Raw genomic sequence first — 12,773 nt, 5'->3', positions numbered from 1 at the left:
CCGGTTGGCGGAAGGAGCGTCTTCTAAATTGCATTCCAACAAACGGAGTACGCTGTTATTTATCGCGCACGCAACGGAGGCGAACGCCCCAGCCTGCAGGATACTGGCCAACAGGAACGACCGGAAAACTCTTGGCAACCTTCACCTGCACCTCGTTTCTGCCCTTATTCAAAGTCACAGGCACCATATCCGGGGCTTGGAATTCGACATCGTTCGGGGGCTCCATCCTGTGAACGATCTTCCCGTTCAGCCATACGATGCAGCTATCCTTGGCATTGACTGCCAGCCATGCCTTGCCGGAACGATCGCTTTCGATCGTCGTCCGGGCGTAGGCCAATCCCTTCTTTTCATCAAGAGCCTTCGACAGATCGACAATCCCCGAACCATTGGGTGAAGCCGGCTTCCACTCCACCGCATCTCCCGTTTCCGGGGCAAACTTCTGATCATCGATCAGGCGTGACTTGTCATAATCATAGGCGGGGGAAATCTCCCATCCGCCCACCGGGATTTCCACACGCTCCACGCACTCCGGGAAATGGGTCATCCGCAACCTTGTCGCCCCATAGGGAACGAGGGTCAACCATTCCTGCTCTTTTTCCAGTTCATAGGCGATCGGAATCGGCGGCGTCATCTTCCCTTGATCCAGCGCCCACCCTTTGACCTTGCGCACGGGCACCTTCAAGGCAGGAGCCCCGGAACCGCCGTCGAACGGATAGGCGCCATCCCTGGCAGGAATCACGGAAACACGCTTCGCAAAATTGTTCTCATTGACATCCAGCGCATAATTCCAGTCTCCCGTCGGCGTAATGGCAAGAGCGGGAAAATCCTTGTTTTTGGTCGCCTTGACATCGACTTCCACTTTTTCCGGCACCGCATAGGAATACAGCACCGGGCCTCGTTCCACGCTCAGCGCATTCTGGTATCGGTTCAGGCGGACAGGCATCGGCAAACGCACCTCCACTTTGTCGCCGGACTTGAACGTCCTGTCAAGCGTCACATACGCACCGGGCTTCAAATCTCCCTTGTAAGGCTTTCCGTTCACGGAAACGGACGGCTTGCCGCACCAGCCCGGAATACGGAAGGAAAAAGGAATCTTTACCGCGCCGTCCACCTTGAAAACAAAGGCAACCTTCTCGTCGAAAGGATAGGAAGTTCTCTCTTCGATGGTCACCTTTATGCCACCATGCTCGAACGTCACTTCCGAAGGCCCGTACAGAGCGGCGACGATACCGCCCTTCCTGTCCCGCATCCACATCCGGGTGGCATAAATAGGCATCAGGCGATGAGCATTGCCGGGGCAGCAGGCGGGCTCGTGGTCGGGCCGGTACTGCATCCAGTTTCCTCCTCGCCTGTTTTTGGCATGGTTGCTGCACCCCGTCGCAATCACCTGATTGTCGGCGGAGAAATATTGCAGCCCGGTAAAATCCTTGTTGACGGCTCCCGGCCCCGCATTGAAGCAATCCTTCTCCAGCATATCCGCATACACCGCATTCCCCGTAGCCATCAGGTAATAACCCAGAGTCCAGGCAAAATCCGAAGAAACACAGGTTTCGTGGGCCTGCAGAGGATCGCGGGTCGACAGGTATTCCGTACTCGACGGCACGCCGCTATCGCTCATATGATCGCGAATGACCGTACGCATTCCCTTTTCTGCCGCATCAAGATATTCCTTCTTGCCCGTGTACATATAGAACAGCACCGGGAGCTTCAAGGCTTCGGCGAACGTCACTCCGTGAATCACCACCTTATGGTCGGATTTTACCAGGGAATAGGGCAACTGAAAAGAACCGGGATCCTTATCATGAATCACATAGGCATCTTCTGCTTTCTGCAGCAGAGCCTTATCGTTCGTCCACCCGTATGTTCGCAGCAGACCTTCCACATTCAGGACATTGCGCTCGCCCAATCCGATATCCTTCGCAGAAGTCGCCGTATAATGACGATGCCATGCATCAATCGTCTTTTGATCGCCCGTCGCCATCACATGGGGAATCACCGATTTGAAAAACACGGCATTGGGCCAATGCGAAGGATTGCAATACAGGCTCGTGCCGATCAGCCCCTTGTCGGTGGGGTGGGAAACCACCCAGTCGATATTTCTTTGATACCGGGACAAAAGTTTTTCGTCGCTGAGCAGGTAGCCCAGCCTCGCCATACCGTCCAGATAATACCCCGTCTGCTCGTAAGGCCACCAGCTCTTGCTTTGCGAAGGAATCACGCCGTCCCACATATTCGTGTTCAATGGATATCCCTGTGCATCCGGATGGCTGGAAAGCCCCTTCTGCTGGCGGACAAGATACTCCCTGATCCATCCTCCGGGTGTAATGGACAGCGGAGATATTTCCCTGTACACATCGAATTTCTCCACTGCCGAATCGTCGCCATGCGTCGCCGGAGCAGTTCCGGCCCGAACCGCATGAACCGTTGCACCCAATCCGATCGCCAGAGCTATGCCTGTCATCAAATGTATTTTCATCATGATCTGTTTCCTTGTACCGCTCCTGACATCAGAAACGCCAATAGTAACAAATACGTATAACAAATGAAAACACATCTAAAAAAGTATGAGCAAAACAATAGAACCATAACTAGACCAGCGAAATATCCCGCTTCATGCCACGGACAACAAAAAGGAACCGGGGAATCCCCGGTTCCTGAAAAAACTCAATCGCAGAACGGCCTGCGCCTACTTGCCCAGCACCTCGCGCAGCACCTCAAGGCACCTCGCATTCTGCTCCGGCGTACCGATCGTAATGCGGATATACTCGGGCAGCCCGTAGCCGTCCTGCGCACGCACGATCACACCCTTCTGCAGCATCTCCTGAAACACCTTGCGGCCTTCGCCCACCTTCACGAGTACGAAATTGCCCTGGCTGGGCACCCATTCGAGCCCCATCTCACGGAACGCCTCCTCATAAACCTTCATCCCGGCACGCGTCATATCCACAGTCCTCCGCACATGCTCCTGATCCTCCAGCGCAGCGAGAGCCGCCGACTGGGCAATCAAATGCAAATTGAACGGAGCACGGGCCTTATGCAGCATCTGGCACACCGACTCGGGCGCAAGCCCATACCCCACACGAATCCCCGCAAGACCGTACACCTTGGAAAACGTACGCAGAACAATCACATTCCTGCCCTGCTTCACGAACTTCACCGTATCCGCCGGAACCTCGGAAAACTCGTAATAGGCCTCGTCGAAACACACCAGCACATGCTCCGGCACCGCCGCCATGAAATCGTCGATCTCCTGCTGCGACACCACCGTGCCCACGGGATTCGTCGGATTCGTAATAAACACGACACGCGTATTCGGCGTAATCGCCTTCAGCATCGCCTGCAAATCGTGCGACCAGTCCGGCTTGTTCGGCACCTCCACGTAACGGGCGCCGAACAGCTTCGCCATAATCGGGTACATCGAAAAAGCATGCTTCGCGGCAATCACCTCCGCCTGCGGATTCAGCATCGCGTGGCACACCAGCTCGATAATCTCGCTGCTGCCCGTACCGACCGCCGTCTCGCGGAAATCCACGCCGTGCCGCCGGGCGATCGCCGTCCGCAAATCGAACGCCGCACCGTCCGGGTAAATATGCACCCCCGCCGCCGCCTTCGCAATCGCGTCCACCGCCACGGCCGACGGGCCGAGCGGATTCTCGTTCGAAGCGAGCTTCACAATATCCTCGGGATTCAGGCCCAGCTCGCGGGCGGTTTCCTCGATCGGCTTGCCCGGTTCATAGGCCACCAGATCGAGAACATACGGATTGGCATAATCTTCAATGCTCATAAGACGCGCCATTCTAACCCAACTCCACCTGCCACACAAGACCCGGACACGCATTTTTCTTCCCATGCCATGACAAAACGGGTACAATGCGCCGCCCTCCCGGCGCACGATGTACACACTCCCCTGGTTCAACGGCAACGCCTTCCCCCTCTACCTCGCCCCCATGGCGGGAGTCACGGACCCCATCTTCCGCACCCTCTGCAAAGAACTGGGAGCAGACATCCTCGTCACCGAATTCGTCTCCACCGAAGGAGTCCTCCAAGCATGGGAACGCAACCGCCGCTACATCGAATTCGAACCGCAGCACCGCCCCCTCGGCATCCAGATATTCGGAGCTAACCCAGCCAACATGGCCAAAGCCGCCCGCATCATCGTCGATGCCATGCACCCCGACTTCCTCGACATCAACTGCGGCTGCCCCGTCCCCAAAGTCGTCGGTAAAAACGGAGGCTCCTCCCTGCTGAAAGACCTCCCCCTCCTCTCCGAAATCGCCCGCAGCATCGTCCAAAGCGTCGGCATGGACGTACCCGTCACCGCCAAAATACGCCTCGGATGGGACGCTCAAACCATCTGCGCCCTCGAAACCTGCGACCGCCTCGTACAGGCAGGCATCTCCGCCATCGCCATCCATGGACGCACACGCTCCCAGCAATACGGTGGCCGGGCCGATTGGGACGCCATCCACACCTGCGCCGCAGCCTGCCCCGTACCCGTCATCGGTAACGGGGACATCTCCACCCCCGAAGATGTCCGGCGCATCCGCGAAACCACCGCCGTCTCCGGTGTCATGATCGGCCGCGCCGCCATGACCTCCCCGTGGATCTTCGCCCAAACCCGGGAATACCTCCGCACCGGAAACATCCCCCCTCCTCCGTCCGATAGCGAACGCATCGCCTTCATCCTCCGCCACGCACGCCTTGCCATCGACTCCACGCGCTACGGCGACGAACTGCACACCATGCGCATGCTTCGCTCCCGCCTCATCGCCTACGGCAAAGGCCTCCCCGGAGGAAAAAGCCTGCGCGCCCAACTCGCCCGCGTCGAAAGCATCGGCGAACTCGAAGGCATCCTGCACGAAACCGGGCACTGAACGCAGGCAGGTCACAGCCGCCGCCCTGCATCAGCGATTCAGAATCTCCATACACTTGCTGCCGTCTCCATTCACGGAAACCACCCGGCGGCGCGTCCCGCTGCCATCGTACACATACCTCTTCTGCAAACAGGCTCGCGCAGCCGGATTCCCCTCAGGCTTACCGGGCCTCCCCAAAGCATCGCGGAACACCTCCCCCACCACGCGATTCCCATCGTCGTAGCGGCACACCCGCTCCGCGTAACCGACCTGCGGACACACCGAAAGATCCCCCCGGTCATCCAGATACCGCTCGCTAAGCATATTGCCTGCCTCATCGTACTCCCGCGCGCACTCGGCATAATTCCGCACCGGAGACAGCGACAACTCGCCCTTCTCATTATAAAAACGTTCGGACACACACCTTCCGGCATCGTCATACGTCCGGCTGAGCATCATGCAACCCTCGTCCGGATTTCGGCTGAGGGCAGGCTTCCCCTCTGCATCCTCGAACGAAATCGCCGACACAAGCCCCCGCTCATTATACGCCATCTTCTTCTCGGCATACCCGTACACATTATTCGCCGGATGGCCTGCCACATAATTCTTCACAGCAACCAACTGTCCGGCCTCATCGTAAATATAGCGCAACTCCTCCTGCCCCAGGCGATTCACGCCGGGCTTCCCCTTCGCATTCAAAAACAGCGTCGTCGCCAGCCTCCCTCCGTCGTACACATATCGAACCTCGGCATACCCCAGATTGGCGGGCGCCACCAACTCGCCGCGCACATTCTCCACCTTCATCCCGACCAACCTGCCGGCTTCGTCATATTGAAACTCTCGCACCGCCACCCCACTGCAATCGTTGCACAAATGATCTGCAGCATCCAGATTCTCCTTGCGAACCACCCGCCCGGCCTCATCATACACCATCTTCAGAATCGCCACGCCGCAGGAATCCACAGCCAACGGAACGCCTTGAGCATCCGCACACACCACGCGGCGCAGCTTACCGCCCGAATACTCGAACCGCACATGCTCGCCGAGATTCGCCTCCTCCCGCTTCTGAATATGGCCGATCCCGATCGGCATCTTCTGATCCGGCTCATCCACCAGCCCGCGATAATACAAAAACTCATCGGCTCGCCCGCGGTCTGAATTCATATGCAGTAGCATCATCGCCAAAACACCGATGAGCAAAGCAAGAGATGCAAGCGTACCGGAATAATTCCAGAGCGCCCTGCCTATACCCTTCAGCGATTCCCACGGACTCTTCTCATGCATAACAATGAAACCCCGAACCCTGCACATCCGTTCAAATGTTATCACAAAAATGTTATCCGAAAATACCGGATTGGAACCTTGACACGCAAGCCCGAACCCGGATAGAATCGAAATCGGTCGGAATCGACTGTGCCCCGCCTCCTTCACCCCCCTCACCATCCCATGAGCATCCTCCTGCACCTTGCCCTGCTGGCCGGTCTCTCTACCGCGCCCTCATCCCTTGATCCGGCCCTCCAACCAGCCCCGCCGTGGCCCCTCATGGAACAATCTCCTCTACCCGACTTCGCATCCGATGCCCACATCCTGAACCGCCAAATGGAACTCATCCGGCAGGGCAAACTCCATGTCGACCAAGCATACGGACAACGTGCACAGCAAAACCACATCTTACCTCACCAGACGGCCCTCACCCGCGCCATCCGGGAACAAAACATGCAGCTCGTCGCCGAACTCATCGACCGGCACCATGCCGACGTCAACAAAACATCCTACAACACCCCATCCCCGCTTCAGGAAGCATACGAGACAGGCAACCTCACCCTCATCCGGCACCTCATCGCCCGAGGAGCCACCTCCACCCGGCACTATCAGACCGAAGACAGCACATTCCGCTACGCCTGCCTATCCGGTAACCCGGAAGCCATCCGCCACTACCTCTCCCTCAACACCCCGCCTACTACCGAACAACTCTCGAGCAACCTCCACTACATCTGCGCCAGCGGAGACGTCGAACTCGTCCGCATGGCCCTCTCCCGGGGGGCAAACCCCAACATTGAACCCTTCGAAGAAGCACCGCCCCTCTGTGCCGCCTGCTACACCGGCAACCTCGAACTCGTCCGCCTCCTCCTCGACCACGGAGCAGACATCACCGGCCATGGGTCGGAAGAAACATCCTGCATCGACGCCGCCATCTTCAGCGGCAACCTCAACCTCGTCCAGCACCTCGAAACCCTCGAACAACAACAAAACCTCAACCTCGACCCTCAAAAAACACGCCTCGCCGCCGCCCTCTATACAGGCCACAGCCACCTCATCGACCACTACATTGCACAAAAATACCCCATCGACACCCCCAGACTCTCCGCCAAAGAAACCCTTCTTCTCGCCGCACAAAACGGCCACATCTCCCTCATCCACTACCTCCTCGACCGGAAAACAGACATCCACGCGCGCGATGAAGCGGGCAACACACCCCTCCACCTCGCCAGCAGGCACAACCACCCCGCGGCCGCCCTCGCCCTACTCCACCGGGGGGCGAACGCCTCGCTCCTCAACAAAAACGGCCAAACCGCCCTCGACCTCATCACCCCATCCCTCCGGTGGAACACCGGCAGGACATCCAGCCACATCTCAACCTCCGTCCCTCCCGCTCAACGCCCGGAAACCACATTCGGCACCCCGCCTGAGGCCTCACACGACAACATCACGACCCTGCACAAAGCCTGCCAAAGCGGCGACTCCACCGCCGCCGCCCACCTCCTCCGCCGGGGAGCCGACCCCAACGAACGCGATCCCGAAGGCAACACACCCCTCATGCAAACCTGCACGAGCGACGACAAACTCGAAATAACCGCCCTCCTCATCCGGCACGGAGCCGCCACCGACATCGCCAACCATGCAGGCAAAACACCCCTCTCCATCGCCATGGAACACGGCAACCTCCCCGCCTTCGCGTACCTCCTCCAGCAAGGGGCCGATCCTGACTTCACCCCGGATCCGCACACCCCCACCCTCCTCCAGAACAACTGCCACGACGAAAAACTGCCCTACCTCCACCTCCTCCTTCAGCATGGGGCCGACGTCTCCGCCATCACCCCTGAAGGCGAAACCGCCTTGCACCATGCAGCCAGCATCTCCGCAAACCGTGTCGCCCTCCTCCTCCTCACCTGCGGAGCCGACCCCAACGCTCCCGACAACGACGGAAACACCCCACTCTCCTACAACCCCGACTCACCTGGCACCATCCACATACTCCTCTCCTACGGAGCAAACCCCTACCCCCCCACAAACGACCCCACCGTCGCCGAACACATGGCCGCAAATCCACTGCTCCGCCCCATGCTGGACAACCTCCCGGCCATCAACCAATACAAACCGGCCGGAAACATCGCAGCTACCATACACCGCCTCCGCCGCCAAGCGAAAACCATCATCATCCGCCTCACCGACCGCAAACAACTTCGCATTCGCCCGGTGGCATACATCCCCGGCTACTTCCCCACCCCGGAAAACACCCTACCCTCATGGATGATTCCTCCCCGCATCTACACCCTTCCGCAGAACAACAACGCCGGATACCCTTCCCCGGCTTCATCCATCGAAGAAACAATCCTCACAGGGACATCCATCGACGTCCCCATCCGCCCGCACGACCCCACATCCGAAACACCCCTCACATGGGCTTGCAGCCTTGGAAACCTCCCACTCGCCGCATACCTGATCGACACCCTCCACGCCTCCATCAACTGCCCGGATGCCACAGGCGCCACCCCTCTCGAAGCAGCATGCAGCTCCGGCAACATACTCCTCGTCAAACATCTTATCCACGAAGGAGCCAACAGGCATGGAGAAATCCCCCGCTCACGCAACATCATGGCCGCCGCCTGCACCTCCGGCAATATGGAAACCATCCGCTACCTCCTCGCTCAAGGAGCGCAATGGCATCCGGCACCGGACTCCGGAGAGAAAAACACACTCCTCCACCGGGCAGCCCGTGCCGGATCTCCCGAACTCGTCCGCCTCCTCCTCGCACGCGGAGAACCCGTACACGCCGTCAACATCCATCGGGAAACGCCCCTCTTCGCAGCATGCGCCTCCGGCAGCATCCCCACCGTCGACCTCCTCCTTCAACACGGGGCGAACATCAACCACCTCTCCGAAAGGCACGACATACCTCTCTCCATCGCCTGTGCATGGGGCAACCTCCCTCTCGTCCAGCACCTCATAGCCAAGGGAGCAGACATCCGCACCCGCGACAACCTTGGCAACACCCTCCTCCACCAAGCGTGCACGCAGGGCAAAACCGACATCGCCCTTCACCTCATCCGACAAGGACTCCGGCTCGCCGAACCCAACGCACAACAACAAACGCCCTTCGACCTCGCCGTCCTCCACGGCCAAACAGAACTCGTCCGCGAACTCCTCCGGCATACCGGCAAACAACAGGCACGCACCCTCGTCAACAGCCGGCACAACCTGCTGCGTCACATCGGAAACGCCAGAAAAACAGGCACCTACAACCCGGCCATCACCCACATGCTCCTCGACCACGGAGCCATCGCAGACACATCCACGCCGGACGGCATCGAAACCCTCATCCACGCCTGCCGCACGGGAGACACCGAATTCGTCCGCAAACTCCTCGCCACAGGCTCCCGGCCCGACATCCACAGCCCCTCCGGAGAAACCCCGCTCATGGCAGCCTGCCGAAACGCCAGCCCCGACCTCATACGCACCCTCCTCCGCCACGGAGCCGACCCCGCCAGCAAAAACAACGACGGAGCTACCGCCCTCTACCTCGCTTGCGCTCCGCACCAAACCGCCATCTTCGCCCTGCTCGAACAAGCGGGAGCAGACCTGCACGCCATCACCCGCACCGGAACCACCCTCCTCACCCCGGCCTGCGCGGCGGGTAACCTGCCACTCGTCCGCCACCTCGCCTCCAAAGGACTCCCGCTGCAGGCAACCATGGAAAAAGAACAACTCCTCGCCATCTCCTGCGCCTCCGGCAACCCGGCTCTCGTCCATTACCTCCTCCACCTCGGAGCAAACATCAACGCCCGCGACCCACACGGCCGCACCCCTCTCTTCCATGCCTGCGACAACGCCCGGCCCGCCGTCATCCGCTGCCTCGCCGCACACGGTGCAAACTTCAACGCACGGGACAACGACGGCCAGACCCCCGCCTTCGCCGCCATGCACGAACAGACAGCAACCGTCATCCCCCTCCTCCGGAAATACGGAACCGACATCAACGCGGCGGACAACCACGGCAACCGCCCCCTCACCGAAGCCTGCCGCGAACAAAACATCCGCCTCGTCCACGCCCTGCTCGCGCAAGGAGCCGACCCCAACCTTGCGGACAAAACAGGCCACACCCCGCTCACCCTCGCCGCACTCTACCAACGGCCGGACATCGCCACCCTCCTCCTCAAACACGGAGCCACAGCCTTCCCAGAACACACCATCGCCCCCATCCTCGACCAATACTGGGAAAACCATCCCGAACTTGGCTGGATCCTTGGCAAAAACCACGCCGACGAATAACCTCCATCGCGGCACAAACGCCACCCTCCCATGAAAACTGCCATCACCCTCCTCGCCCTGCTGGGTCTCGCCTCCTGTACCGGCCCCGCTCCCCTCTACACCATCACACGCACCGTCTCCCCGCCTCCTTCCATCTCGGAAAAAGCCGGATTCGCTCCGCACGACATCACCGGCATGCAACTCGTCATCGACGAAACAAAAGGCGAAATCATCGCCTCCCCCCTATATGAAGAAATCCAAAAAAATTTCAATGACGACTGGACGCAAGTCAAACCGAACGCGAAATGGCGTAAGCTGGAAACATACTCCCCGCTCACAATCATGGAATTCGACAACGGCTCCCAATGCACAATCGAACGGGTACTCAATGATCCACCCCACTTTGCATGGGACATTCCGGTGATGGACAAATCCTCAACCACCTACACGAAAACCGGGGAAAACACAGCCAAAATCACCACCGAATACATCGAGAGCCATACGATCGACCAGGGCGGCCCCATCACCTACGAACTCGTCTTCACCTCACCGAACCGGGGCTACATCAAACCGTACGTCGCCTGGGGCGGCATCGCTCCCTACGCCATCCGCAACCTCACCTTCTCACTCGACACCTCCACCGACCCGACTCAGCGGCTGCGCACCCTCATCAAAAAAACGACCGCCCTCACCCTCGAAACCGACATCCCGTATTCCCACACGAAAGACAACCGCCGCGCCCTGCCGGAACAACAGGCGCAAACCGTCAAAACCATCCTCTCCCGCATGAAATACCGCCCGGCCTCCAGCGAAACATTCGGAACCGACCGCCTCTGGAACCTCACCCTGACGAACAAAAAAGGAGAACCTCTCTACATCCTGCCCTCCACCTCCCTGGGCTCCCATGGCTCCCTCCAATTTGCCGATACGGACGACGAACGCACCTTCCACAGCATCATCGGCAAACTATACGACCGCATCAAATACACCACCGAAGAAGCCATGCACCTGCAACCCTTCACCGCAGCCGGACACCTCTCCTACGACGAAAAAAACCACATGCTGGACCTCCGGCACGTCACACTCTCGCAAGACGAACAACCCCGGCAACACAGCTATCCCGGCCAGCACATCATCCTGACCTCGCCCCTCCCGCCCCACCTTCAACGCGAACTCGAACGCCAGCCCCCACACGGCAACACGCACATCCTCCACATCCGCTTCGACGGCCACTATCAGGAAAACCGCCTCATCATCGACAAAATCCACTACACAGCTCCCGCCGAACGCCAATACCTGCAATCCATCGGCGCATAAACACTCACCCTTCCGCGCAACCATACAGGCCATCAACCATCCCATGAAACACATACCGCTCCTCCTCGCCCTGCTGGGCCTCGCCTCCTGCACCGGCCCCGCTCCCCTCTACACCATCACCCGCACCGTCTCCCCTCCTCCTGCCGCCTCGGCAAAACCCGGATTCGCCCCCGACGACATCACCGGAAAAACCGTCACCATCGACCACTCCCGCGAAGAAACCATCCGGAGGCGCAACGAAAACTCCGACACCTACTGGAACTACTTCGATCGAGACCTCAAACGCATCAAACCTCACGCCCCTTGGCAGAAAACGGGCAAACCCGGCACAAAAACCGAAGAATCGTTCCCGTATGGCCACATGGACTCCATCCGTTACGCCATCACCGACCCGAACAACAAACACCCGAACGACTCGGGACCGATCTCTTCCGAAACCACCTACTGCAAAACGGGAGCCAACACGGCGGAAATCACCTCCGGCTACCGCAACAACATGCTCGACATGCCTGGCCCCGCCACCTATGAACTCGTCTTCACCTCACCCGGCAAAGGCTACATCAAACCATACATCGCATGGGGCGGCATCGATCCCTACGCCGTCCGCAACCTCACCTTCTCACTCAAACAGGACACCGCGCCCATCGACCGACTCCGCACCGCGCTTGCATCCACATCAACCATCACCACCGCCCACATCATCCCGAACTTCAGAATGGAAGGCCGGGAAGGCCATGGAGAAGCAACCTTCTCCCATGAAGACACGCAAACCATCAAAAACATCCTGAGCCGGATGCAGCCGAGGCAACCGCAAAACGCGGACTACCGCACAGACACCATGTGGAAACTCAACCTCTACGATCCACAAGGCCGCCAACTTCACAGCATCAGAATCTCCGACATCGAACCCACGGGCAACCTCCAATGCGCCGACGAAAACGACCGCCGCACCCTCGAACGCATCGTCCGCAAACGGCTGCCCTGGAAACCCTGACATCGCCAGCCCCGCACCCCGGAGCCGGATTAGCCTTGATTGCACGCTGCAACTCTGCTAGAATTCCCCAACTCTTCAAC

Annotated in this window: 7 protein-coding genes; 4 read left to right on the top strand and 3 right to left on the bottom strand. The window is 59.2% G+C overall.

What is annotated here, in order from left to right:
- Window positions 1-55: 55 nt before the first annotated feature.
- The gene (locus AC781_RS12835; RefSeq protein WP_067777858.1) at window positions 56-2,479 is read right to left on the bottom strand and encodes a beta-L-arabinofuranosidase domain-containing protein; all 2,424 of its coding nucleotides are present in this window, start codon (window positions 2,477-2,479) and stop codon (window positions 56-58) included.
- 207 nt (window positions 2,480-2,686) lie between these two features.
- The gene (gene hisC, locus AC781_RS12830) at window positions 2,687-3,784 is read right to left on the bottom strand and encodes a histidinol-phosphate transaminase (RefSeq protein ID WP_067777857.1); all 1,098 of its coding nucleotides are present in this window, start codon (window positions 3,782-3,784) and stop codon (window positions 2,687-2,689) included.
- A 109-nt stretch (window positions 3,785-3,893) separates the two neighbouring features.
- On the opposite strand from hisC, the gene dusB reads away from it, so the two are divergent.
- The gene (dusB, locus tag AC781_RS12825; RefSeq protein ID WP_067777856.1) at window positions 3,894-4,874 is read left to right on the top strand and encodes a tRNA dihydrouridine synthase DusB; all 981 of its coding nucleotides are present in this window, start codon (window positions 3,894-3,896) and stop codon (window positions 4,872-4,874) included.
- A gap of 30 nt (window positions 4,875-4,904) precedes the next feature.
- Here the strand turns inward: dusB and AC781_RS12820 are convergent, their stop codons facing one another.
- A complete protein-coding gene (locus AC781_RS12820; RefSeq protein ID WP_141675921.1) occupies window positions 4,905-6,017 on the bottom strand; it encodes a hypothetical protein in 1,113 nt (370 codons plus the stop codon).
- A 282-nt stretch (window positions 6,018-6,299) separates the two neighbouring features.
- On the opposite strand from AC781_RS12820, the gene AC781_RS12815 reads away from it, so the two are divergent.
- The 3 genes from AC781_RS12815 to AC781_RS12805 are packed head-to-tail and all read left to right on the top strand — an operon-like array spanning window position 6,300 to window position 12,693.
- A complete protein-coding gene (locus AC781_RS12815; RefSeq protein WP_067777854.1) occupies window positions 6,300-10,403 on the top strand; it encodes an ankyrin repeat domain-containing protein in 4,104 nt (1,367 codons plus the stop codon).
- 30 nt (window positions 10,404-10,433) lie between these two features.
- Window positions 10,434-11,699, top strand: coding sequence for a WG repeat-containing protein (locus AC781_RS12810; protein ID WP_067777853.1), 1,266 nt, complete (start codon window positions 10,434-10,436; stop codon window positions 11,697-11,699).
- Window positions 11,700-11,742: 43 nt separating this feature from the next.
- A complete protein-coding gene (locus AC781_RS12805) occupies window positions 11,743-12,693 on the top strand; it encodes a hypothetical protein (protein ID WP_067777852.1) in 951 nt (316 codons plus the stop codon).
- Window positions 12,694-12,773 lie beyond the last annotated feature (80 nt).

It is taken from the genome of Neoakkermansia glycaniphila (genome assembly GCF_001683795.1).
Lineage (GTDB): Bacteria > Verrucomicrobiota > Verrucomicrobiia > Verrucomicrobiales > Akkermansiaceae > Akkermansia > Akkermansia glycaniphila.
Note: the sequence above shows the minus strand (reverse complement) of the source record. Positions and strands in the feature narration are given on the sequence as shown.

What these genes read in the sequence shown, in the direction of transcription:
- dusB (WP_067777856.1), top strand. Translation starts at nt 3,894, where the DNA reads ATGTACACACTCCCCTGGTTCAACGGCAACGCCTTCCCCCTCTACCTC.
- AC781_RS12810 (WP_067777853.1), top strand. Translation starts at nt 10,434, where the DNA reads ATGAAAACTGCCATCACCCTCCTCGCCCTGCTGGGTCTCGCCTCCTGT.
- AC781_RS12815 (WP_067777854.1), top strand. Translation starts at nt 6,300, where the DNA reads ATGAGCATCCTCCTGCACCTTGCCCTGCTGGCCGGTCTCTCTACCGCG.
- AC781_RS12820 (WP_141675921.1), bottom strand. Translation starts at nt 6,017, where the DNA reads ATGAATTCAGACCGCGGGCGAGCCGATGAGTTTTTGTATTATCGCGGG.
- hisC (WP_067777857.1), bottom strand. Translation starts at nt 3,784, where the DNA reads ATGAGCATTGAAGATTATGCCAATCCGTATGTTCTCGATCTGGTGGCC.
- AC781_RS12835 (WP_067777858.1), bottom strand. Translation starts at nt 2,479, where the DNA reads ATGATGAAAATACATTTGATGACAGGCATAGCTCTGGCGATCGGATTG.
- AC781_RS12805 (WP_067777852.1), top strand. Translation starts at nt 11,743, where the DNA reads ATGAAACACATACCGCTCCTCCTCGCCCTGCTGGGCCTCGCCTCCTGC.